Source organism: Sphingomonas sp. PAMC 26621 (assembly GCF_000251145.1).
Taxonomy (GTDB): domain Bacteria; phylum Pseudomonadota; class Alphaproteobacteria; order Sphingomonadales; family Sphingomonadaceae; genus Sphingomonas.
Window position 1 is genome coordinate 107,087 of the sequence record NZ_AIDW01000037.1, and the last position, 22,133, is coordinate 129,219.

Annotated in this window: 23 protein-coding genes; 13 read left to right on the forward strand and 10 right to left on the reverse strand. The window is 67.0% G+C overall.

The annotated features are described in order from the left end of the window. Positions 1 to 42 precede the first annotated feature (42 nt). The 4 genes from RI03_RS22910 to rpiB form a co-directional block, all read right to left on the reverse strand. On the reverse strand, positions 43 to 1,200 hold the full coding sequence (locus tag RI03_RS22910; protein ID WP_010161822.1) for a TrmH family RNA methyltransferase: 1,158 nt from the start codon (positions 1,198 to 1,200) through the stop codon (positions 43 to 45). Positions 1,201 to 1,308: 108 nt separating this feature from the next. Further along, positions 1,309 to 1,779 (reverse strand): transcriptional regulator NrdR, encoded by a 471-nt coding sequence (gene nrdR / locus RI03_RS18170; protein ID WP_010219069.1) that lies wholly within the window; start codon positions 1,777 to 1,779, stop codon positions 1,309 to 1,311. Next, complete coding sequence (gene glyA / locus RI03_RS18175; RefSeq protein WP_010219070.1) at positions 1,780 to 3,096, reverse strand: serine hydroxymethyltransferase; 1,317 nt, start codon at positions 3,094 to 3,096, stop codon at positions 1,780 to 1,782. Beyond that, a complete protein-coding gene (gene rpiB / locus RI03_RS18180) occupies positions 3,093 to 3,545 on the reverse strand; it encodes a ribose 5-phosphate isomerase B (protein ID WP_010219071.1) in 453 nt (150 codons plus the stop codon). Before rpiB ends, glyA begins: the two co-directional genes overlap by 4 nt. Positions 3,546 to 3,714: 169 nt before the next feature. Here rpiB and RI03_RS18185 point away from each other — a divergent pair, with 169 nt between their 5' ends. The 6 genes from RI03_RS18185 (at position 3,715) to RI03_RS18210 (ending at position 8,386) form a co-directional block, all read left to right on the forward strand. Further along, positions 3,715 to 4,332, forward strand: a complete 618-nt coding sequence (locus RI03_RS18185) for a sigma-70 family RNA polymerase sigma factor (protein WP_051007300.1) — start codon at positions 3,715 to 3,717, stop codon at positions 4,330 to 4,332. After that, positions 4,329 to 5,090 (forward strand): anti-sigma factor, encoded by a 762-nt coding sequence (locus tag RI03_RS18190; RefSeq protein WP_010219073.1) that lies wholly within the window; start codon positions 4,329 to 4,331, stop codon positions 5,088 to 5,090. Before RI03_RS18185 ends, RI03_RS18190 begins: the two co-directional genes overlap by 4 nt. A gap of 110 nt (positions 5,091 to 5,200) precedes the next feature. After that, a complete protein-coding gene (locus RI03_RS18195; protein ID WP_010219074.1) occupies positions 5,201 to 5,755 on the forward strand; it encodes a fasciclin domain-containing protein in 555 nt (184 codons plus the stop codon). A gap of 265 nt (positions 5,756 to 6,020) precedes the next feature. Further along, the gene (locus tag RI03_RS18200; protein ID WP_010219075.1) at positions 6,021 to 7,262 is read left to right on the forward strand and encodes a DUF3419 family protein; all 1,242 of its coding nucleotides are present in this window, start codon (positions 6,021 to 6,023) and stop codon (positions 7,260 to 7,262) included. Positions 7,263 to 7,288: 26 nt separating this feature from the next. Next, positions 7,289 to 7,912, forward strand: a complete 624-nt coding sequence (locus RI03_RS18205) for a class I SAM-dependent methyltransferase (RefSeq protein ID WP_010219076.1) — start codon at positions 7,289 to 7,291, stop codon at positions 7,910 to 7,912. A gap of 33 nt (positions 7,913 to 7,945) precedes the next feature. Beyond that, complete coding sequence (locus tag RI03_RS18210; protein WP_010219077.1) at positions 7,946 to 8,386, forward strand: DUF3429 domain-containing protein; 441 nt, start codon at positions 7,946 to 7,948, stop codon at positions 8,384 to 8,386. A gap of 315 nt (positions 8,387 to 8,701) precedes the next feature. Here the strand turns inward: RI03_RS18210 and hemA are convergent, their stop codons facing one another. Together hemA and murI are read right to left on the reverse strand one after the other, a co-directional pair. Beyond that, entirely contained in the window at positions 8,702 to 9,943 is a 1,242-nt protein-coding gene (gene hemA / locus RI03_RS18215) for a 5-aminolevulinate synthase (RefSeq protein WP_026046850.1), read from the reverse strand. A gap of 71 nt (positions 9,944 to 10,014) precedes the next feature. Beyond that, entirely contained in the window at positions 10,015 to 10,809 is a 795-nt protein-coding gene (gene murI, locus RI03_RS18220; protein ID WP_010219079.1) for a glutamate racemase, read from the reverse strand. 114 nt (positions 10,810 to 10,923) lie between these two features. Between murI and plsY the strand changes: the two genes are divergently transcribed. Beyond that, complete coding sequence (gene plsY / locus RI03_RS18225) at positions 10,924 to 11,529, forward strand: glycerol-3-phosphate 1-O-acyltransferase PlsY (protein ID WP_010219080.1); 606 nt, start codon at positions 10,924 to 10,926, stop codon at positions 11,527 to 11,529. Beyond that, positions 11,522 to 12,619, forward strand: coding sequence for a DNA-processing protein DprA (gene dprA / locus RI03_RS18230; RefSeq protein ID WP_010219081.1), 1,098 nt, complete (start codon positions 11,522 to 11,524; stop codon positions 12,617 to 12,619). Before plsY ends, dprA begins: the two co-directional genes overlap by 8 nt. Before the next feature lie 116 nt (positions 12,620 to 12,735). On the opposite strand, the gene RI03_RS18235 is transcribed toward dprA, so the two are convergent. Continuing rightward, the gene (locus RI03_RS18235; RefSeq protein WP_138995728.1) at positions 12,736 to 12,966 is read right to left on the reverse strand and encodes a hypothetical protein; all 231 of its coding nucleotides are present in this window, start codon (positions 12,964 to 12,966) and stop codon (positions 12,736 to 12,738) included. A 106-nt stretch (positions 12,967 to 13,072) separates the two neighbouring features. On the opposite strand from RI03_RS18235, the gene topA reads away from it, so the two are divergent. Further along, positions 13,073 to 15,727: a type I DNA topoisomerase gene (topA, locus tag RI03_RS18240; protein ID WP_010219084.1), complete on the forward strand. Its 2,655-nt coding sequence runs from the start codon at positions 13,073 to 13,075 to the stop codon at positions 15,725 to 15,727. Here topA and RI03_RS22915 read toward each other — a convergent pair. The 3 genes from RI03_RS22915 to panC all read right to left on the reverse strand — a co-directional run bounded on the left by RI03_RS22915 (position 15,728) and on the right by panC (position 18,432). Further along, positions 15,728 to 16,788 (reverse strand): IS630 family transposase gene (locus RI03_RS22915; protein ID WP_170318413.1). Its coding sequence is split into 2 segments (ribosomal slippage): positions 15,728 to 16,296 and positions 16,296 to 16,788, totalling 1,062 coding nucleotides; the frame shifts between segments, so codons are not numbered across the junction. Positions 16,789 to 16,998: 210 nt separating this feature from the next. Continuing rightward, complete coding sequence (locus RI03_RS18255) at positions 16,999 to 17,295, reverse strand: SEL1-like repeat protein (protein ID WP_010161804.1); 297 nt, start codon at positions 17,293 to 17,295, stop codon at positions 16,999 to 17,001. A gap of 291 nt (positions 17,296 to 17,586) precedes the next feature. After that, positions 17,587 to 18,432: a pantoate--beta-alanine ligase gene (gene panC / locus RI03_RS18260; protein WP_010219086.1), complete on the reverse strand. Its 846-nt coding sequence runs from the start codon at positions 18,430 to 18,432 to the stop codon at positions 17,587 to 17,589. A gap of 110 nt (positions 18,433 to 18,542) precedes the next feature. Between panC and RI03_RS18265 the strand changes: the two genes are divergently transcribed. From RI03_RS18265 to RI03_RS18280, 4 genes are all read left to right on the forward strand, one after another. Next, positions 18,543 to 19,307 (forward strand): division plane positioning ATPase MipZ, encoded by a 765-nt coding sequence (locus RI03_RS18265; protein ID WP_443208565.1) that lies wholly within the window; start codon positions 18,543 to 18,545, stop codon positions 19,305 to 19,307. After that, complete coding sequence (locus tag RI03_RS18270) at positions 19,307 to 19,567, forward strand: DnaJ domain-containing protein (RefSeq protein WP_010219088.1); 261 nt, start codon at positions 19,307 to 19,309, stop codon at positions 19,565 to 19,567. The genes RI03_RS18265 and RI03_RS18270 overlap by 1 nt, the downstream gene beginning before the upstream one ends. A gap of 61 nt (positions 19,568 to 19,628) precedes the next feature. Continuing rightward, positions 19,629 to 21,011, forward strand: a complete 1,383-nt coding sequence (pgmG, locus tag RI03_RS18275; RefSeq protein WP_010161799.1) for a phosphoglucomutase/phosphomannomutase PgmG — start codon at positions 19,629 to 19,631, stop codon at positions 21,009 to 21,011. Between the two features lie 206 nt (positions 21,012 to 21,217). Next, the gene (locus RI03_RS18280) at positions 21,218 to 21,982 is read left to right on the forward strand and encodes a 3'-5' exonuclease (protein ID WP_010161798.1); all 765 of its coding nucleotides are present in this window, start codon (positions 21,218 to 21,220) and stop codon (positions 21,980 to 21,982) included. Positions 21,983 to 22,133 lie beyond the last annotated feature (151 nt).

A 22,133-nucleotide genomic window follows, 5' to 3' on the forward strand; every position in this document is an offset into this window, starting at 1 on the left:
GAATCCGATATCGCCCGAGCGTATCGAGGGACGATCCACCAATCAAGAACCGCGCGGCTTCTTTCCGCTGAGCGAACTCAGCACGCCACGCATCGTGCGGACTTCCTGCGTCGACCAGCCGGGCTTGGTCAGCAACGTCCGCAAGGTCCGACGCGTCACCGGCGTCCGCGCGGGGGGAAAGAAGAAGTCGCTCTCGACCAGCATCGCGTCGAGTTGCGCGATCATCCCGTCGAGTTCCGCCTGCGGCGCCGGGAGCGGCAGGTCGACCTCGGGCGGGCTGGCGAGCGCGACGCCCTTCGACCATTCGTACGCGACAAGGATCACCGCCTGCGCGAGGTTGAGCGAGCCGAACTCAGGGTTGATCGGCACGGTGATGATGCTGCGCGCGACCGCGACGTCGTCGGTCTCGAGGCCCGAGCGTTCGGGGCCGAACAGGATCGCCGAGCGGCCTGCGGTCGCGTGGATCGCCTGCGCGGCAGCCTCGGGCGTGACGACGGGCTTGGTCACGCCGCGCTTGCGCACCGTCGTGGCATAGACGTGCGCGCAATCCGCGATCGCCTCGGCGACGGTCTCGAACACCTGCGCCTGTTCGAGCACGATGTCCGCACCCGACGCGGCCGGACCGGCGCCGGGATTGGGCCAGCCGTCGCGCGGGGAGACGAGGCGCAGCTCAGTCAGTCCGAAATTGAGCATCGCGCGCGCGGCCTTGCCGATGTTCTCGCCGAGCTGGGGGCGGACGAGGACGAGGACGGGGGGTGGGGCGGGCGCGGTTTCGGGCGTTTCGCTTGGGGCGGTGCTTCGACTTCGCTCAGCACGAACGGATGGAGGAGTGTCCAACGCAACGTCGTCCATCTGTTCATCCGTTTTCGTTACGCTCTCCCCTTCTTCCGTTCGCCCTGAGCGCAGTCGAAGGGCCCTCTCCGCGGGCGGTATCGCGGCCTCATGCAGCGCCTGCCAGTCCGATCGCATCAACGCTTCCTTCTTTACCCGTGTCCACCCCTTGATCTGGCGCTCAGCCTCAAGCGCCTCGATCCGCGAGGGGAAATCCTGCGACCACGCCAGTACAACGGGTCGGCGCGTCTGCGTATAACCTTCAATCGTACCGGACTGATGTTGCCCGATGCGGCCCTCAAGGTTGTCGGTGTGCCCGGTATAATAGCTGCCGTCGCTACAGCGAAGAATGTAGACCCAGAAGCTCATCGTGCGGCCCTATCCTTCGATACGCGTCTTCGACTTCGCTCAGCCGCTACTCGGGACGAACGGAAGTGGGTGAAACCGGGGATGAAAGCAGGGGCAAACGATCCGCCCCTACCCCTTCCCCACCTCGCTCACATTCCCCGCAAACTCCTCGAAGTCGCGCGCCTCGCGGAAGTCCTTATACACGCTCGCAAACCGGATGTAGGCGACCGAGTCGAGCCCCTTCAGCCCCTCCATCACCATCTCGCCGATCCGCCCCGAGCGCACTTCGTTCTCGCCGAGCGTCTCGAGCTGGCGCTGGATTCCCGACACCAGCTTCTCGAGCTGCACCGCCTCGATCGGCCGCTTGCGCGCCGCGATCGAGACCGAGCGGAGCAGCTTCTCGCGGTCAAACGGCTCGCGCTTCAGGCCAGCACCCTCACTCTTCACCACGGTCAGCTCGCGCAGCTGGATCCGCTCGAACGTGGTGAAGCGCGCGCCGCAGCCTTCGCATTGCCGCCGCCGCCGGATCGCGCCCGCATCCTCGGTCGGGCGCGAATCCTTTACCTGGCTGTCTTCATGGCCGCAGAACGGACAGCGCAATCACATGCCCTCGGGATAGATCGGGAAGCGCGCGCACAGGGTGCGGACGCGCTCCCGGACATTCGCCTCGACCTGCGAGTCGCCATGCTCGCCGTGGGTGCGAAGCCCGCCGAGCACGTCGGCGACCATGTTGCCGATCTCGCGGAACTCGGCCGGGCCGAACCCGCGCGTCGTGCCGGCGGGCGAGCCGACACGGATCCCGCTGGTCTTGGTCGGCGGGAGCGGATCGTTGGGGATGCCGTTCTTGTTGCAGGTGATCCCGGCGCGCTCGAGCGCCTCGTCGGCGTCCTTGCCGGTCACGCCCAAGGGCGTCAGGTCGATCAGCGCGAGATGCGTGTCGGTGCCGCCCGAGACGACTTCCGCGCCGCGCTCCTTGAGCGTCGCGGCAAGAATCTTGGCGTTCTCGATCACCGCGGCGATATAGCTCTTGTAGCCGGGCTGGAGCGCCTCGCCGAACGCGACCGCCTTCGCCGCGATGACGTGCATCAGAGGGCCACCCTGCAATCCGGGGAACACCGCCGAGTTGAACTTCTTGCCGAGCGCCTCGTCATTGCTGAGGATCATCCCGCCGCGCGGGCCCCGCAGCGTCTTGTGCGTCGTCGTGGTGACGACATGCGCGTGCGGCAGCGGCGACGGATGCAGCCCGGCCGCGACCAGCCCCGAGAAATGCGCCATGTCGACGAGGAAATACGCGCCGACCTCGTCCGCGATCGCGCGGAACTTGGCGAAATCGATCTGGCGCGGATAGGCCGAGCCACCCGCGATGATCAGCTTGGGCTTGTGCTCGCGCGCCAGCGTGGCGACTTCGTCGAAGTCGATCAGGTGGCTGACCGGATCGACGCCGTACTGCACCGCGTTGAACCACTTGCCCGACATCGCCGCGCGCGCGCCGTGCGTCAGATGGCCGCCCGCATCGAGGCTCATGCCGAGGATCGTCTCGCCGGGCTTGACCAAAGCGAGCATCACAGCCCCGTTCGCCTGCGCGCCCGAATGCGGCTGGACGTTGACATAGGCGCAATCAAACAGCGCCTTGGCGCGGTCGATCGCAAGCTGCTCGACCTCGTCTGACGGGGCGCAACCCTGGTAGTAGCGCTTGCCGGGATAGCCCTCGGCATATTTGTTGGTGAACACCGACCCCTGTGCCTGCAACACTGCCTTGGAGACGATGTTCTCGCTCGCGATCAGCTCGATCTGCGTCTGCTCGCGAGTCAGCTCGTGCGCGATCGCGCCGAACACTGCGGGGTCACCGTCCGCGAGGCCCTGGGTGAAGAAGCCGTCGGGCTGGACGTCGTGGAGCTGGGTCGGGTTGGTGCTCATGCCGGTTCTCTCAGGAAAGCAGGGGCGCCGAGCTTGTCGACGCGGGGTTGATGACGGCCACCGGCATAACCGGTGGCAAGAAAGGCGGAGATGCACGCGCGGGCCATGTCCTCGCCGACGAGCCGGGCGCCCATCGCGATGACCGTCGCATCGTTATGCTCGCGCGCAAGCGCGGCAGACAACGGTTCGGATACGAGTGCGCAGCGCACCGCCGGGTTGCGGTTGACCGCGATCGAGATGCCGATGCCCGAGCCGCACAAGGCGATCCCGCGCTCCGCGCGCCCGTCGGCGATGGCGGCAGCGAGCGCGAAACCGTAATCGGGATAATCGACGCGCGCATCGTTGTCGGGGCCCAGGTCGAGCACGTCATGGCCCTGCTCGGCGAGCCAGCCGGCCAGCCCCTGCTTGAGCGCAAAGGCGGCGTGATCGGATGCGATGGCGATGCGCAAGGCTGCACGCGCTCCCAAGTAAGAGCCCCGGTGCGGGGCGGGTTGGATGACCGCGCCCTTACCGGCGCAGCCGCCAAAATGCCACAGCGAACCACGATCGAGAAAAACAATTCGACCAAATCAACCTTGGGCGATTGCCGCCTGCCTATTGCCGGGCTACGCCATCGACGTGACGGATTTCCCGCCCGATGCTGCAGCAGCCCCCGCCCCGGCCCCAAGGCCGGTCGGCGAATCCCCCGAAGCAACCGCGCGGGCACGGCTGGTCGAGGCGCTGGTGCGCACCGGCGAGGAAGACCGTGTCGCATTCCGGGACCTGTATTCCCTGACATCGGCGAAGCTTTTCGGGATTTGCTACCGTATCTGCGGCGAAAGGCAGGCAGCGGAAGACGTGTTGCACGACGTATATCTCACGATCTGGAAGCGCGCCGGCGCCTATGAACCCTCGCGCGCCAGCCCGATCACGTGGCTCGCCACGATCGCGCGCAACCGTGCGATCGACTGGCAGCGCGCGCAGACCGTCCGCCGTTCCACCCCGATCGAGGATGCGCCGCCGATCCGCGACACCGCGCCGATCGCAAGCGAGACGATGCTCGACGACGAGGCAAATCATTTGTTGCGCGAGTGTCTCGAGACGCTCGAACAGCGCCAGCGTGGCGCGATCCACACCGCCTTTTTCGACGGCGTGACCTATGCCGAACTCGCCGAACGCCAGGGCATCCCGCTTGGCACGATGAAGAGCTGGGTGCGGCGCGGGCTTGCCCGGCTGCGCGAGTGCCTCGAGCGATGACCGACGTGCGGCATCCGGACATTCCAGGCGACGACGGCCCCGACATGACCGCGGCGGAACTCGCGCTCGGCGTGCTCGAGGGCGACGAGCGCGCGCAGGCGATGCGGCGCGTGCTGTCCGAACCCGGTTTCGCGCGCGCGGTCAAGCAATGGCGCGGCTATCTGGCGCAACTGTTCGACCTGTGGCCGGCGATGGCCGCGCCCGACATCCTGCCGCGGATCGAACGTTCGATCGATCGCCTGAGCGGGGCGACCGGCGACGTCGCGCCGCATCCGCGCGCGAGCCGCCTGTGGCCGTCGCTCGCGGCATTGTCGAGCATCGCGGCGGTTGGACTGCTGGCGATCCTGCTGGTCCGCCCGCTATCGCTCCCGACCGTACCGCCACCCCCGCCGCCGTCGCGGGCGACCCCGGTCGCCGCGCCGCTGCCGACGCTGGTCGCCTCGCTCGAGCCCGAGGGCAAGCAGGCACCGATGACGGTCGTCTACGATCAGCGCAGCGGCACGCTCCGGCTGACCGAGACGACGCTCGCGCGCGCCGAGCATAGCGCCGAATTGTGGGTCATTCCCGGCGACGGGACGCCGCGATCGCTGGGTCTGCTCCACGATAGCGGCGGGACCGCACTCGCGCTCAGCCCGACCGTTCGCGCGTATCTCGCGGCAGGCGCGACGCTCGCGGTGTCGATCGAGCCGGTCGGCGGGTCGAAGACCGGGGCACCGACGGGTCCGGTGGTCGCCAAGGGCGCGCTGTCGCCGGTCTGACCGACCACCCGAAAATAATTACGATCGCGCAACGGCGTCCTGCATCCGCCTTTCCGGGTGCCGCGTATCTCCGGCGCGTTCGACCTGAACGCCAAGATAGGAGAGCCGTCATGAACCGCACCTTCCGTGCCGCGATCGTCGCAACCGCGATCGCCGTCAGCGCCCCCACCCTCGTCGTCGCAGCCACCAACCCGATGGTCGGCGGCGCCGCGATGTACGCCAACAAGACGATCGTCGAGAATGCCGTCAATTCGAAGGACCACACCACGCTGGTCGCCGCGGTCAAGGCCGCCGGCCTGGTCGAGACGCTGTCGGGCCCGGGTCCGTTCACCGTCTTTGCGCCAACCAACGCCGCCTTCGCCAAGCTCCCGGCGGGCACGGTCGACACGTTGCTCAAGCCCGAGAACAAGGCACAACTGACGTCGGTGCTGACCTATCATGTCGTCCCGGGCAAGGTCACCGCGCAGGACATCGCCGCCAAGATCAAGGCGAACATGGGCAAGGCAACCTATGCAACCGTCCAGGGCGGGTCGCTGACGTTCATGAAATCGGGCAAGGGCTACACCGTCGCCGATGACAAGGGTCACACCGGAAAAATCACTATTGCCAACGTGATGCAGTCAAATGGCGTGATCCACGTGATCGACACCGTGATGCTCCCGTAAAAAAAGCGGGCAATACGCGCATCCGCTTACCGTGTTTGTGCGTATCTTCCCTGCTTCCGCCCCAAGCGGTAGCGTGTATCCGTTCGCCGGTTCCCCTCCTATGCGGCGAACGGTTGATTGTAGAGGACCTGTCGGCCCCCCTTTAGCCGGCAGGTCCTTTTCATTCGGACGCAATAGCGTCATGGAAGCGTCACCGGATCGTCGTAGCGGCAACGCTGCCCCCCGCGCCTACAGATTTCGCGCGATCCGGATGGAGAGTGTTCAGATGGCGATTGCGCTTCGGTCCCCCAAGAATGGTGCCCCCAAGAACGAAGCGGTGCGCAGCGCCGTCTTGCGGCACGATCATCTGTCGAAACAGGGCCTGCTCGAACGCGCGTTCACCTTCGCCTTCCGGGGCCTCGTCTATGCGCAGATCTGGGAAGACCCCGCGGTCGACATGGAGGCGCTTGCAATTCAGCCCGATTCGCACGTCGTGACGATCGCGTCGGGCGGGTGCAACGTGCTGTCCTACCTCACCGCCAACCCGCGTGCGATCACCGCGGTCGATCTCAACACCGCGCATATCGCGCTCAACAAGCTGAAGCTGGTCGCCGCGCGGCATCTGCCCGATCACGCGACCTTCCACCGCTTCTTCGCGACCGCCAACGCGCGCGACAACGTCCGCGCCTATCGCACCTACATCCGCCAGCATCTCGACGAGGCGACGCTGGCCTATTGGGAAGGCCGCGACATGATCGGCCGGCGGCGGATCGGCGGCTTTTCGAAGAACGTCTACAAGCGCGGGCTGCTCGGCAATTTCATCGGCGTCGCGCATCTGCTCGCAAGGCTCAACGGGGTGAACCCCCGGGTGTTGCTCGAGGCGACCTCGATCGAGGAACAGCGCGCGATCTTCGACCGCGATTTCGCGCCCTTCTTCGACAAGGGCGTGGTCAAGTGGATCACCGACCAGCCCGCATCGCTGTTCGGACTCGGCATCCCGCCCGCGCAATATGAGGCGCTTGCCGGCAACGAGAAGATGGCGGTGGTGCTCCGCGCGCGGCTCGAAAAGCTCGCGTGCGATTTCGACATCAAGGACAATTACTTCGCGTGGCAGGCGTTCGGGCGTGGCTATGGCAAGGACGCCGCTGCCCCGCTCCCGCCGTATCTTCAGGCCGCGCATCACGCCGAGATCGTGGAGCGCGCCGAGCGGATCGAGGTACGCCACACCAATTTTACCGATTATCTGCGCGAACAGGGCGATGCGACGCTCGACCGCTACATCCTGCTCGACGCGCAGGACTGGATGACCGACGAGCAGCTCACCGACCTGTGGGGCGAGATCACCCGCACCGCGCGGCCCGGGTCGCGCGTGCTGTTCCGCACCGCGGGCATCCCGAGCATCCTGCCCGGGCGCGTCCCCGCCGCGATCCTCGATCGCTGGGACTATCGCGCGGCGGAGTCCCTCGATTACACGCGTCGCGATCGCTCCTCGATCTACGGTGGCGTCCACCTTTACGTTCTGGCGTGACGCAGTCGTCCGGCCATGCGGGGCATATGGATGCGATCTATCGGTCGCAGCGTCATATCTATGATCTGACTCGGAAATATTACCTGCTCGGCCGCGACGCCCTGATCGCGGGGATCGCGCCGCCGCCGGGCGGGCTGGTGCTGGAGGTCGGCTGCGGCACCGGGCGCAACCTGATCGCGGCGGCGCGCGCGTTTCCCAACGCGCGCTATTTCGGGATCGATATCTCGTCCGCGATGCTCGAGACCGCCCGCGCGAAGATCGCCGCCGCGGGGCTGTCGCACCGGATCGAGCTCGCGCAGGGCGATGCGACCGCGTTCGATTCGGCGGCGCTGTTCGGCGTCGGCGCGTTCGACCGCGTGTTCCAGAGCTATACGCTGTCGATGATCCCCGACTGGCAGGGTGCCTTGCGCGAGGCGGCGGGGAAGCTCGCGGCGGGCGGTCGGCTCGACATCGTCGATTTCGGCCAGCAGGAGGGGCTGCCGCGCCCGTTCCAGGTGATGCTGTTCGCGTGGCTCGCGAAATTCGACGTCACCCCGCGCGCCGCGCTGCCCGACGTGGTCCGCGCGACCGCGCGCGAGCATGGACTGATCGGGCGGTTCGCGTCGTTGCGGCGCGGATACGCGTGGAGCGCATCGCTTGTCCGCGCGTAAAGGCTTGATGATGCATCTGACCGAGACCCGCTTGTGAGCCCGCCGCCCCTCCCGCGCTGGCTCGGCCTTGCCGGGCTGTTGCCGCAACTTGCGGCGGTCGCGCTGGTATTCGGCGGGGACGAGGCGGTGCATTTTTCCGCGATTGCGCTGGGCTATGCCTATGCCGCGCTGATCCTGAGTTTTCTGGGTGGCTTGTGGTGGGGCATCGCAGCCGCAGCGACCAGGCCGCCGCACTGGCTGTGGGTCGCCTCGGTGGTGCCGTCGCTGATCGCGCTCGCAAGCGCGATCCCCTGGGCGGTCGGCGCGCCGTGGCCGGGGCCGTCCCTGGTGGTGCTGGGCGTCGGTCTGATCGCCGCGCTCGGGGTCGACCTGATCCTTGCGCGACAGGGTCTCGTGCCGTCGTGGTGGATGAGCCTGCGACTGCCGCTGTCGCTCGGGCTTGGCGGGCTTACGCTGCTGCTGGCGCTGGGTTGATCGCGCTTCGCCGCGTTATCCCGGGATTGGCCCGGGATGACGCGTTACGCTCAATGTCCGAACAACAACCAGAGGACGATGATCACCGGGATCGGCACACCGATTGCCCACAGAATACAGCCCTTGCCCATCACGCTTCCTCCATAAGTACGGAAGCGTAACGGGTTGAATCAACCGGGGTTCCTTCCCCCTGCCGTCATTCCCGCGCAGGCGGGACTACATTACCGCCATGCCGGACAGTTACACCATTCAGCCGGTATGGATCCCCGCCTCCGCGGGGATGACGAAGGAGAGAGATACGTCCCTCAGCCCCAATCACGCCGCCTTGCGCAACTCCAGCCGGCTCCAGATCTCGACCAAAGCATCGGTCAGGTCGCGCATCATGCCCGCGTCGTGCGCCGGACCCGGCGTGAAGCGCAGCCGCTCGGTTCCGCGCGGGACGGTCGGGTAGTTGATCGGCTGGACGTACACGCCGTATTCGGCGAGCAGGATGTCGCTGATCTTCTTGGCCTTGATCGGATCGCCGACCATCAGCGGGACGATATGCGTGGTCGAGTTCATCACCGGTAACCCGGCCTCCGCGAACATCGCCTTGAGGCCAGCCGCTGCCGCCTGCTGCCCCTCGCGCTCGACGCTCGATGCCTTCAGATGCCGCACGCTTGCCAAAGCGCCTGCGACCAGCACCGGCGACAGCGAGGTCGTGAAGATGAACCCCGGCGCGTAGGAGCGGATCACGTCGACGATGGTCTGGTCGGCAGCGATATAGCCGCCCATCACGCCGAACGCCTTGCCGAGCGTGCCTTCGATGATCGTCAGCCGATCCGCGAGTCCCTCGCGATCCGAGATGCCGCCGCCGCGCGGGCCGTACATCCCGACCGCATGGACTTCGTCGAGATAGGTCAGCGCGCTATACTTGTCGGCGAGGTCGCAGATCTCGGCGATCGGCGCGATGTCGCCTTCCATCGAATAGACGCTCTCGAACGCGATCAGCTTTGGCGTCGCCGGATCGACCGACGCGAGCAGTTCTTCCAGATGCGCGAGGTCGTTGTGGCGGAAGACGTGCTTCTCGCATCCCGAATTACGGATCCCCGCGATCATCGAGGCGTGGTTGAGCTCGTCGGAGAAGATGATGCAGCCCGGCAGGATCTTGGCGAGCGTCGCCAGCGTCGCCTCGTTCGAGACATAGCCGCTGGTGAACAGCAACGCCCCCTGCTTGCCGTGGAGGTCGGCGAGCTCATATTCGAGATCGACGTGATAATGCGTGTTGCCGCCGATGTTGCGCGTCCCGCCCGAGCCTGCGCCCACATCGTGCAGCGCCTCTTCCATCGCGCCGATCACCGCGGGATGCTGGCCCATTGCGAGATAGTCGTTCGAGCACCACACCGTGATCGGCTTCGGGCCATTATGGCCAGCGAAGCAGCGCGCGTTGGGGAACGCGCCCTTGTTGCGCAGGATGTCGATGAAGACGCGATAGCGACCTTCGACATGGAGGCGGTCGATCGCTTGCGCGAAGATGCGGGAGTAGTCGACTCCGCGCGGTGGTGAGTCCATGTCCATGCGCCCCAAATAGCCCTCGCCCCCTGTGAATTCCAGCGCCTTCGCACGATCAGTCTGATCGAGCGGGCACGTCACAGGATTTCGACCGTGGCCAGGCCATAACTGCCGAGCGTCGCGTCGAGCGCCGCCATCCCCGCCATCCGCGCAGTGAACACCGCCCGGCCCGGGCCCGGTGTCTCGGGCCAGTCCTGCCCTTGCGTCAGGAACGCGATCCGCCGCGCGATCCCGTCCGACCCGTCGACGAAATCGACCGGATGCGGCGCAGCGGCGCGCAGCTCCGCCTCGACCAGCGGGAAATGCGTGCAGGCGTTGACGATCGTGTCGATCCGCTCCCCGCCGCCTTGCGCGAACAGCCCGTCGAGGATCGCGGCATAACGCGCCGGGTCGGTCACCTCCCCGCGCAGCCGCGCCTCGGCGAGCGTCACCAGTTCGGCCGACCCGTGCCGCAGCACCAGGCAGTCGCTGGCGAAGCGCGCGGCGAGATCGTCGACATAGGGCTGGCGCACGGTCGCATCGGTCCCGAGCACGCCGATCACCCGCGTGCGACTGTGGAGCGCGGAGACCTTGATCGCGGGCACCGTCCCGACGATCGGCACATCGAGCGCGCCGCGCACCGCCGCGAGCGCGATCGTCGAGGCGGTGTTGCACGCGATCACGATCAGCCGGGGACGATAGCGCTCGGCCAGCCGCCCGAGCAAGGCGGGCACGCGCGCGCCGATCTCGGCCTCGCTCTTGGTGCCATAAGGGAACCCCCCCGAATCGGCGACATAGACGACCGGCATCCGCGGCAGCAGCGTGCGCGCCGCGCCCAGCACCGACAGGCCGCCGACGCCGGAATCGAAGAACAGAACGGGTCTTTCATCCATCGCCCTGCCCCTTAGCCGAAGCGCCGGGGATCACAAAACCATGGCCTGAAGGACGGTGTTGGGCCATGGCCCGCATCCTGCTATCACAGGATCAATCGAGGGGGGTTGCAGACAGTGCCGACCGAATATCTGTGGATCGCTCCGGTGACGGCGCTGGTCCTCGGCTACCTGCTGGGTGCGATCCCGTTCGGCGTCCTGTTGACGCGAATGGCGGGCGCGGGCGACCTGCGCCAGGTCGGGTCGGGCAATATCGGCGCGACCAACGTGTTGCGCACCGGGCGCAAGGGGCTCGCCGCGGCGACGCTGTTCCTCGATGCGGCGAAGGGGTTCGTCGCGGTGTGGCTCGCGGACGTCTATCTCGACGGCAACGGCGTGGTCGCTGCCGCCGCGGTGTTCCTCGGGCATCTCTATCCGGTCTGGCTCGGGTTCAGGGGCGGCAAGGGCGTCGCGACGCTGCTCGGGATCGTGCTCGCGCTGCACTGGCCGATCGGATTGGTCTATGCCGCGGTGTGGATCGCGCTGCTCGCGTTCGCGCGGATCTCGTCGCTGGCGGGGATGACCGCCGCGGTCAGCGCGCCATTGTGCGCGTCCTACTTTTCCAAGTTCGACATCGTCCTGCTGCTCCTCGCGCTCGCCTTGCTCGTGTTGTGGAAGCACCGCAGCAACATCGACCGGCTGATGAGCGGCACGGAACCCCGCATCGGCCAGAAACATGGCTGATTCGGAGCAGGTCGGGGGCGACGCGATCGCGCGGCTCCGCCTGATCCGCACCCCGCAGGTCGGCCCTGTCACGTATGCCCAACTGATCGCGCGGTTCGGCTCGGCCGGCGCGGCGATCGCCGCCCTGCCCCAACTCGCCGCGCGCGGCGGCGGCAAGCCCCCCGCGGTCGCCCCCATTGCGCTGGCCGAGCGCGAACTGGCGCAGGTCCACCGCCTCGGGGCGCGCCACCTGTTCCTTGGCAACGCCGACTATCCGACGCTGCTCGCGCAGCTCGACGATGCACCCCCCGCGCTGATCGTGCGCGGCGACACCCATTTGCTCGCGCGTACCCCTGTCGCAATGGTCGGCGCGCGCAACGCCTCGGCGGCGGCGTGCCGCTTCGCGCGCCAGCTCGCCGCCGAACTGGGGCGCGAGCAGGTCGTCGTCGTGTCGGGGCTGGCGCGCGGGGTCGATACCGCGGCGCATGTCGGATCGATCGCGACCGGCACGATCGCGGTGATCGCGGGCGGGATCGACGTGGTCTATCCCCCCGAAAACGCCGAATTGCAGGAACGCATCGCGACCGAGGGCCTGCTGATCGCGGAACAGCCGCCGGGCACCGAACCGCGCGCGCGGCACTTTCCCTATCGCAACCGAATCATCGCGGGGTTGTCGCTCGGCACGGTGGTGGTCGAGGCGGCACCCAAGTCGGGCTCGCTGATCACCGCGCGGCTGGCGGGCGAGCTCGGGCTCGAGGTGATGGCAGTCCCCGGCAGCCCGCTCGATCCACGCGCGCAAGGGTGCAACGGGCTGATCCGCGACGGTGCGACGCTCGTCCAGTCCGCCGCCGACGTGCTCGAGACGATCCGCCCGATCGACGCGCGGATGATCGAAAGCCCGCACAGCCCCTTCCGCGCGCCGCCCCCCGAGGATGCGAGCGACACCGACCGGCGCGCGATCCTCAGCCTGCTCGGCCCGGTGCCGGTTGCGATCGACGAGCTGATCCGGCAATCGGGGGCGTCGCCCACGATCGTCCAGACGGTGCTGCTGGAACTGGAACTGGCCGGGCGGCTGGAACGGCATGCGGGCGGGCGGGTAGCGTTGGCCTGACGTGGAAGCGCGCCGTCTCCGTAGTCCCCCCCCACCCGTTCGTTTCGAGCGAAGTCGAGAAACCAGCGCTGTGCCAGGTTTCTCGACTGCGCTCGAAACGAACGGAGGGGATGGTGTCATGAAACTTTAGGAATAGGCGGCCAGCAGCGGCGTGAATTGAGCCAAGGCAACAAGCACCACGATGGCATGACCTGCGACCCAAGCATCCAGCACACGATATCGTTCTTCAACGCGACTATCTCGCCCTTGAAATAATCCCGGGTGACCAGATCTTCCCCCTGCACGTTAGCAAGACCAGCGTCTTCGTATGACTTGGCTACCTCGAGCGGATCGATCATCGCAGGCATGACGCCCACATTAGGCCAATCCGGCCAAAAACGAAACCCGACGCTTGACGACCCCGCCGCCACCCCGTCACCCTCGCGCGTACACGTAAGGACGCAATAGACCCCCATGCAGCTTGTCATCGTCGAATCGCCCGCCAAGGCGAAGACCATCGAGAAATATCTCGGTTCGGATTACCGCGTGCTCGCGAGCTACGGCCACGTCCGCGACCTTCCGCCCAAGGACGGATCGGTGAACCCCGATGAAGGGTTCGCGATGGAGTGGGAGAATTACGCGGACAAGACCAAGCAGCTCAAGGCGATCACCGATCTCGCCAAGACCGCCGACCGCCTGATCCTCGCGACCGATCCGGATCGCGAGGGCGAGGCGATCAGCTGGCACGTCCAGGAAGTGCTGCGCAACCGCAAGGCGCTCCCCAAGGACGTCCAGCGCGTCACCTTCAACGCGATCACCAAGGCGACCGTCACCGATGCGATGAAGCATCCGCGCGAGCTCGATACCGATCTGATCGACGCCTATCGTGCGCGCCGCGCGCTCGATTATCTGGTCGGCTTCACGCTCTCGCCGGTGCTGTGGCGCAAGCTGCCCGGGGCGAAGTCGGCGGGGCGCGTGCAGTCGGTCGCGCTGCGGCTGATCGTCTCCAGAGAGCGCGAGATCGAAGCGTTCCGCGCGCAGGAATATTGGTCGGTCATCGCCGACATGGAGCAGGACGGCACGCCGTTCCAGGCGCGGCTCGTGACCTTCGAGGGCAAGAAGCTCGATCGCCTGTCGATCGGCGAGGAAGGCGTCGCCAACCGCGCCAAGGCCGCGGTCGAGCAAGGGCATTTCACCGTCCAATCGGTCGAGGTGAAGCCCGCGACGCGCAACCCGCCGCCGCCCTTCACCACCTCGACGCTCCAGCAGGAAGCGTCGCGCAAGCTCGGTTTCTCGGCGGATCACACGATGCGGATCGCGCAGGGCCTCTATGAGGACGGCGCGATCACCTACATGCGGACCGACGGCGTGCAGATGGATTCGAGTGCGATCTCGGCCGCGCGTCACGCCGTCGCGAACCGCTATGATGCGAGCTATGTCCCGGACAAGCCGCGCGTCTACCAGACCAAGGCGAAGAACGCGCAGGAAGCGCACGAGGCGATCCGCCCGACCGATTTCGGCAAGGACAAAGCGGGCGGCGGCGACCATGCGCGGCTGTACGATTTGATCTGGAAGCGCGCGCTCGCGAGCCAGATGGCGTCGGCGCGGATGGAGCGCACCACGGTCGAGATGGCGGACGGCACCGGCCACACCGGCTTGCGTGCGACCGGTCAGGTAATGCTCTTCCCGGGCTATCTCGCCTTGTACGAGGAAGGCTCGGACGACACGCAGGACGAGGACGCCAAGCGCCTGCCGCGGCTGCGCGAAGGCGATGCGCCTGCCAAGAAGGGCGTCACCGCCGAGCAGCACTTCACCCAGCCGCCGCCGCGCTTCTCCGAAGCGTCGTTGGTCAAGCGTCTGGAGGAGCTCGGGATCGGGCGTCCGTCGACCTATGCGTCGATCATCAAGACCTTGAAGGACCGCGAATACGTCCGGGTCGAGAAGAACCGCTTCTTCGCGGAGGAATCGGGGCGTCTGGTGACCGCGTTCCTCGAACGGTTCTTCGAGAAATATGTGAGTTACGACTTCACCTCGGGGCTCGAGGACGAGCTCGACGAAGTCTCGGGCGGGCGCGCCGAATGGCAGGCGGTGCTCGAGGCGTTCTGGAAGGACTTCAAGCCGCGCACCACCGAGGTGATGGAGCAGAAGCCGTCCGAAGTGACCGCCGAGCTCGACAAGTTCCTCGCGCCCTATCTCTTCCCGCCGATGGCGGATGGCAGCGACCCGCGGTTGTGCCCGAATTGCGGCCAGGGGCAGCTCGCGTTGCGCGGTGGCAAGTTCGGCGCGTTCGTCGCGTGCTCCAATTACCCCGAGTGCAAATACACCCGCCGCTTCGGCCAGCCGGGTGCGGACGGCGAGGGTGTGGATACGGGCCCGGAGACGCTCGGCAACGATCCTGAAACCGGCCTGCCGGTCGAGCGCAAATCGGGTCGGTTCGGGCCGTATATCCAGATCGGCGAGGGCGAGACGCGCAAGATGGCGTCGATCCCGAAGGATATCGGCGAGCTCGATCTGCAATGGGCGCTCAAATTGCTGTCGCTGCCGCGGACCATCGGCACGCATCCCGAAACCGGCGAACCGATCACGGCGGCGATCGGCCGCTATGGCCCGTATCTCAAGCACGCGGGCAAATATGCGCGGCTGACCTCGACCGACGACGTGTTCGAGACGGGGATGAACGCGGCGGTGGTGAAACTCGCCGAAGCCGCGGCGGGCGGCGGGCGTCCGCAGCGCGGCGCGCAGGCACCGCTCAAGGTGCTGGGCCTGCATCCCCGCAGCGAGGCCGAGATCAAGCTGATGGAGGGCCGCTACGGCGCGTACGTCACCGACGGGACGACCAATGCGACGCTGCCCAAGTCGATCGAGAAGGATGCGCTGACGCTCGAGGAAGCCGCGCAGCTGATCGACGCCCGCGCGGCGGCGGCTCCGCCTACGAAGGGGAAGAAGAAGGCTGCGGCGAAGAAACCGGCTGCCAAGAAGGCTCCGGCCAAGGCGAAGTCGGCTGCAACCGCGGATGCCGCAGCGGAGGCCCCTGCAAAGAAGGCTCCCGCGAAAAAGCCTGCCGCCAAGAAGCCTGCGGCGAAGAAGCCCGCCGCGAAGAAGGCGACCGCTTATACCAAGACTCTCTGATCAGGACCGATGGGCCCACGACCGCAGTCCGATGGACATGATGCGCCACGGCTGATCGGTGAGGCGGTTCCAGGCGAAGCAGCAATGGTCGAGGATGTCGTCGTAGGATTTGAAGATGCGGTTCGACAGCCAGTTGTCGCGCATGAACTGCCAGACGTTTTCGACCGGGTTGAGCTCGGGGCATTTTGCCGGCAGCGGCAGCAGCGTGATGTTGGCCGGGACGATCAGCCCCGCCGAGAGATGCCAGCCTGCCTGGTCAAGTATCAGCACGGCATGGGCGCCGGGCGTCACGGCGGCGGATATCTCGGCGAGGTGCAGCGTCATCCCTTCGGTATTGCAGCGCGGGAGCACCAGGGCCGCTCCCTTGCCCTCGGCTGGGCAGATGGCGCCGTAGATGTAGGCCGAGGTGGTACGTTGGTCCTTCGGCGCTGACGGACGTGTCCCGCGCTTGGCCCAGCGCCGGGTGATGCCGTTCTTCTGGCCGACCCGCGCCTCATCCTGCCACCACAGTTCTATAGGTGTACCGCCAGGGAGCGCTGCCCGGATCGCTGCCACTTGGGCGGGGAAGCCTTTTTAAAAACGTCGATGGCGTCAGCCGCCTGCGCATGATGCCTCGGTCGTGCCGTCAGCTTCCTGTAGCCCATGGCGCGCAGGTCGCGGCTCAGCGTCTGCTTGCTGACCGACACACCATATTCGTCGAACAGCCACTGGATCAAATCGACGATCCGCCAGCGCACCACGCCATGCGACGCCGGGACCGGGCCCTGTTCGATGATCTCGGCAAGCGCCCGCTTATGCTCTGGGCCAAGCACTGGACGGGGACCGGGGGCTTTGCCGTCGAGCAAGCCGTCGGGCCCGCTGGTATTGAAGCGCAGCACCCAGTCTCGAACCGTCTGCAAACCAACGCCGCCGACCTGTGCCGCCGCGTGCCGCGCACCACCATCGTAAATCACCGCCAGCGCCAGCAGCCGCCGGACCTGATTGGCGTCACCGCTCAAACGCGCCAACCTTCGAAGACCAGACCCGTCGAAATCGTCCCTTAGCCCAACCGCTGATGCCACCGCCAACCTCCCACCGTTTGCGATGTTGAATCAGATCATGACCGACTTGGGAATCCCCGGCGCTGAGTCAGGCTCCGAGGGACTTGGTATTAGCCTCTCTGGAAACCGTCACCCCGGGCTCGTCCCGGGGTCCACCGTCGGCCGGGCTAACCAACCGGGGGACGCAAGCACCAGGGGACGCCGGGACCAGCCCGGCGTGACGAAACGGGATCAGGCCGCGCGGCGCTGCGTCGCGCGGAGCCAGGCGCGCGCGGCGGCCTGTGCGGTCGCGATTTCGCGCGCGGTCATGTCTTCGGCGATTTCGCCGCGGCTCGCCATCCCCGCTTCGCTGCCCGCGACCGCGGCGAGATTGAACCATTTGTGCGCTTCGACCAGATCGACCGAGACCCCGGCGGTGCCGCTCGAATAGACCATGCCGAGTTCGTAGCAGGCGTCGGCATCGCCGCACGCGGCTTCGGCCAATTTGCTGTCGATGAGAAACTGTGCGTTCTTGAGGCTCGTGCCCATGTCGAATCTTCCCGGTTAACCAAACCCTCGCCCCGACAGTGCGCGGCGGCCGGTCAAGGAAAGGTTAACGGGGGGATTAGCCTTTGGTCGTAGCGGGGGCCTTCAAGGGTCGTAGCTGGTAGCCTTCCAAGGCCTTCCCCGGCGGAGGCCGGGGCCCAGTCGCGATGTCCAGGGTAACAGAGGGCAGCGCTCACCTTCTTCTGCTGCGCTCCTGGGCCCCGGCCTTCGCCGGGGAAGCGGCGTGAGGGAGAGCCGTCACATTCTAGAATTTTGTCGCTGCCCCCGTCCCGGCTACCCCTGCGCCGGCACGTCCAGATTATCGATCAGCCGGGTCGCCCCAAGCCGCGCCGCCGCGAGCAGCCGCCGGGGCCGGTCTTCCGCCATATCCGCGGTCAGCGTCGCGGCATCGACCAGTTCGACATAATCGACCACGAACCCCGCCGCGATCAGCGATTCCCGCGCCGCCGCCAGCGCATCCGGGGGAGAATCACCCCGCGCGATCGCGCGCGCCGCCTCGCCCAGCGCGCGCGGCAAGGCCACTGCGGCGGCACGCTGCTCGGGCTCGAGATAGACGTTGCGCGACGACAGCGCGAGGCCGTCGTCGTCGCGCTGGGTCGGCACGCCCTCGATCTCGATCCCGAAATCGAGGTCCGCGACCATCCGTCGGATCACCGCGAGCTGCTGGAAATCCTTCTCGCCGAACAGCGCGACATCGGGCCGGACCTGGTTGAACAGCTTGGCGACCACCGTCGCGACCCCGTCGAAATGCCCCGGCCGCGCCGCGCCATCGAGCCCCTCGCTCACCCCCGACACCGAAATATTGGTTGCGAAGCCCGCCGGATACATCACGTCGACCGGGGGCAGCCACAACAGGTCACACCCCGCCTCGCTCAGCATCCGCGCGTCTGCCGCCTCCCGACGGGGATAGCGTGCAAGATCCTCGTTCGGGCCGAACTGCCTGGGATTGACGAAGATCGACGCGACGACCTTGCGCCCCTGCCGCCGCGCGGTCTCGATCAGCGCGATATGCCCGCTGTGGAGCGCGCCCATCGTCGGCACGAGCGCGATGCCCGCCCCGTCGCTGCGAAAATCGGCGATCGCGGAGCGAAGCGCGTCGAGAGTACGGATGGTTTGCACGCGGGTTGGGCCTTCGGTAAGGACGGGCAGGCCTTCTATGGGGGCAGGCCGTACCGAACAAGACGCTAGGACATCATCCCGTTGGCCACTGCTGCGCGAAAACCCACATCATCGTTTTCGCCAACGAAAAGGGCGGCACCGGCAAGTCGACCACCGCGGTCCATGTCGCGATCGCGCTCGCCGCGCGCGGGGCGAAGGTCGCCGCGTTCGATCTCGACCACCGCCAGCGCACGATGGGGCGCTATTTCGACAATCGCGCAGCAACCGTCCAGCGGACCGGTCGCGCGCTACCGATCCCGCGCCACGCGACGCATGACGGCGAGACCGACGAGCGTTTCGAGGCGCTGTTCGCCGACCTCGCGACCGATACCGATTTCCTCGTGATCGACACGCCGGGTCGCGACGACCGTTTCGGCCGGTTGTCGGCAGCGCGCGCGGACACGCTCGTCACGCCGATGAACGACAGTTTCGTCGATTTCGACCTGATCGGGCAGGTTCATCCCGAGACTTACAAGGTCACCCGCCCGAGCTTCTACGCCGAGATGATCTGGGACGCGCGCAAGGCCCGCGCGCGCGCGGACGGCTCGACGATCGACTGGGTCGTGCTGCGCAACCGCGTCCAGCATATCGAGGCGCGCAACATGCGCCGCGTGTCGGACGCGCTCGACCAGCTCGCCAAGCGAGTCGGGTTCCGCATCGTGCCGGGGCTCGGCGAGCGCGTGATCTATCGCGAGCTGTTCCCCGCCGGGCTGACGATGCTCGATTCGGGCGAATTCGGCGCGATGGGGCTGGCGCATGTCGCCGCGCGGCAGGAGCTGCGCGAGATGATGGGCGCGCTCGCCTTGCCCGAATCCGTGCTGCCGACGTTCGCCTGATGAGCAAGGTCCTGCTCCTCGTCGCGCTGCTGGTCGGCGTGTGGCTGCTGCTGCTGCGGCCCAGGCCCAAGGCGAAACCGCGCCCGCAAACCGCGGAGAGCGAAGCGCGCGCGGTGCTCGGGGTCGGCCCGACGGCCGATGCCGCCGCGATCCGCGCCGCGCACCGTCGCCTCGTCACCTCGCTCCACCCCGACAAGGGGGGATCGGCCGAGCTTACCCGTCGTATCAACGCGGCGCGGGATGTACTGCTTAAACCCTGATCATTGAACTTTCGCACGTCTGATCGATTTGATCGTGCAACGAAATCCCAGGAGGACCATGATGACGCATCGTTTCGACCCGACTTCGCTCCGCGAATATGACATCCGCGGCATCGTCGGCAAAACGCTCGGCACTGCAGACGCCGACGCGATCGGTCGCGGCTTCGGCACGCGCGTGCGCCGCGCCGGGGGAACCCGCGTCGCGGTCGGCTATGACGGCCGCCTGTCCTCGCCCGAACTCGAAGCCGCGCTCGTCGGCGGGCTGACCGCGGCCGGCGTCGACGTCGTGCGGATCGGCATGGGGCCGACCCCGATGCTCTATTACGCCGAGGCCACGCTAGAAGTGGATGGCGGCATCGAGATAACCGGCAGCCATAATCCCTCCGATTACAATGGCTTCAAGATGGTGCTGCAGCACAAGCCGTTTTTCGGCGCGGACATCCAGGATCTCGGGCGGATGGCCGAGGAAGGCGATTGGGAGACGGGCGAAGGCACCGTCTCGACCGCCGACGTCGAGGACGAATATGTCGGCCGCCTGATGGCCGGGTTCGCGGGCGGCACCTACAAGATCGGGTGGGACGCGGGCAACGGCGTGTCGGGCCCGATCATCGAGAAGCTGGTCAAGCTCCTCCCGGGTGAGCATCACCTGCTGTTCACCGATGTCGACGGCAAATTTCCCAACCATCATCCCGATCCTACCGATGAAGCCAATCTGGTCGATCTCAAGCGGCTCGTCGCGGAAAAGAACCTCGATTTCGGTCTGGCGTTCGATGGCGATGGCGACCGGATCGGCGCGATCGACGGCGAAGGCCGCGTGATCTGGGGCGACCAAATTCTCTCCATTCTGGCCGAACCTGTCCTCAAGGAGCTTCCGGGCGCGACGATCATCGCCGACGTCAAGGCGTCGCAGATGCTGTACGACCGGGTCGCCGAACTCGGCGGCAAGCCGCTGATGTGGAAGACCGGGCATAGCCTGATCAAGATGAAGATGAAGGAAACCGACAGCCCGCTCGCGGGCGAGATGAGCGGCCATATCTTCTTCGCGCATGAATATTACGGGTTCGACGACGCACAATACGCTGCGGTTCGTTTCATCCGGGCGGCGCACATGATCGGCAAGTCGGTCACCGAGTTGCGCGGCGCGATGCCCGCTTTGGTCAACACGCCCGAAATGCGCTTCCAGGTCGACGAGAGCCGCAAGTTCGCGGTGGTCGAGGAAGTGCTCGCGCGGCTCGAGGCGGATGGCGCCGAGGTCGACCGCACCGACGGCGCACGCGTCAACACCCCCGACGGCTGGTGGCTGCTCCGCGCATCGAACACGCAGGATGTGCTCGTCGCGCGCGCCGAAGCAAAGGACCAGCCCGCGCTCGACCGCCTGCTCGCGATGATCGACGACCAGCTCGAGAAGAGCGGGCTGCAGCGTGGCCCGCAGGCGGCGCACTAAGGTCCTGTCCTGACCGTCACCCCGGGCTTTGCCCGGGGTCCACCCCAGCCGTCACCCCGGGCTTGTCCCGGGGTCGACCGTGGTCTTGCCCGACGCGCGCAGGACGCAGACCACGGTGGATGCCGGGACAAGTCCGGCATGACGAAAGCTGTGGAGCGCACTACACTCCCCTCGCAATCCCCTTCAAAACACGCCACCTAGGCACAATGCCTCCCCCCGCGCCCCAGATCATCCGCGTCATCGACCTCGAGACCACCGGCGAAGGTCCGCCGATCCACGGCGTGTGCGAGATCGGCTGGCAGGACGTCGCGCTGCAGAAGGATGGCCGCTGGGAGATCGAGGGCGAAGGCGGCGCGCGGCTCGTCAACCCCGGTCGCCCGATCCCCCCGCTGACCCAGGCGATCCACCATATCCTCGACGAACAGGTCGCCGACGCGCCCTTCTGGCACGACGTCGCGCGCGGCGTGCTCGACCCCTATCCGCGCCGGATCGCGCTCGCGGCACATCGCGCGGATTACGAACAGAAGTTCTGCACGTCTCCGCTGACGCGCGGCGCGCCGTGGATCTGCACGTGGAAATGCGCGCTGCGGCTGTGGCCCGATACGCCGAGCTTTTCCAACCAGATGCTCCGCTACTGGCGCAAGCCCGAGGGGATGGTCCACGAGCTTGGCCTGCCCGCGCACCGCGCCTTCCCCGACGCCTATGTCACCGCCTTCCACCTGCGCGACATGTTGAACGAAGTCGGTCCCGAGCAGCTGCTCGCCTGGTCGGCGGTCCCCGGGCTGCTGCCGCGCGTGATCCGCCCCGGGCCGGATCGCGGCAAGAGCTGGCAGGAGATCAGCGACGATTCGCTGTCGATCATGCTGGGTGATCGCGATCTCGACGTGCGCTTCACCGCCGAAACCGAGCTTGCGCGCAGGCGCGGCGGGGGTGTCGTCGGGCGGCCGTCGCCGCAGGGGAAGCTACTGTAAGGCCCGTCCTCGCGGGCCACCCAAATCCGTTCGGGTTGAGCGATGTAGGAGCCCATGCAGCACTGGCCCTTCGACGTCGCTGAGGGCAAACGGCGAGGGATCCGATTGATCGTCATCAACGCCGTGCCACTGGCGTTTATCGTTGCCGCTG

Bases quoted from the DNA above. Each gene is read 5' to 3' on its own strand.
- RI03_RS22910 (WP_010161822.1), bottom strand. From the start codon at position 1,200: ATGAGCTTCTGGGTCTACATTCTTCGCTGTAGCGACGGCAGCTATTAT.
- glyA (WP_010219070.1), bottom strand. From the start codon at position 3,096: ATGAGCACCAACCCGACCCAGCTCCACGACGTCCAGCCCGACGGCTTC.
- RI03_RS18190 (WP_010219073.1), top strand. From the start codon at position 4,329: ATGACCGACGTGCGGCATCCGGACATTCCAGGCGACGACGGCCCCGAC.
- RI03_RS18195 (WP_010219074.1), top strand. From the start codon at position 5,201: ATGAACCGCACCTTCCGTGCCGCGATCGTCGCAACCGCGATCGCCGTC.
- RI03_RS18200 (WP_010219075.1), top strand. From the start codon at position 6,021: ATGGCGATTGCGCTTCGGTCCCCCAAGAATGGTGCCCCCAAGAACGAA.
- RI03_RS18205 (WP_010219076.1), top strand. From the start codon at position 7,289: ATGGATGCGATCTATCGGTCGCAGCGTCATATCTATGATCTGACTCGG.
- hemA (WP_026046850.1), bottom strand. From the start codon at position 9,943: ATGGACATGGACTCACCACCGCGCGGAGTCGACTACTCCCGCATCTTC.
- murI (WP_010219079.1), bottom strand. From the start codon at position 10,809: ATGGATGAAAGACCCGTTCTGTTCTTCGATTCCGGCGTCGGCGGCCTG.
- dprA (WP_010219081.1), top strand. From the start codon at position 11,522: ATGGCTGATTCGGAGCAGGTCGGGGGCGACGCGATCGCGCGGCTCCGC.
- RI03_RS18235 (WP_138995728.1), bottom strand. From the start codon at position 12,966: ATGCCTGCGATGATCGATCCGCTCGAGGTAGCCAAGTCATACGAAGAC.
- topA (WP_010219084.1), top strand. From the start codon at position 13,073: ATGCAGCTTGTCATCGTCGAATCGCCCGCCAAGGCGAAGACCATCGAG.
- RI03_RS18255 (WP_010161804.1), bottom strand. From the start codon at position 17,295: ATGGGCACGAGCCTCAAGAACGCACAGTTTCTCATCGACAGCAAATTG.
- RI03_RS18270 (WP_010219088.1), top strand. From the start codon at position 19,307: ATGAGCAAGGTCCTGCTCCTCGTCGCGCTGCTGGTCGGCGTGTGGCTG.
- pgmG (WP_010161799.1), top strand. From the start codon at position 19,629: ATGACGCATCGTTTCGACCCGACTTCGCTCCGCGAATATGACATCCGC.
- RI03_RS18280 (WP_010161798.1), top strand. From the start codon at position 21,218: ATGCCTCCCCCCGCGCCCCAGATCATCCGCGTCATCGACCTCGAGACC.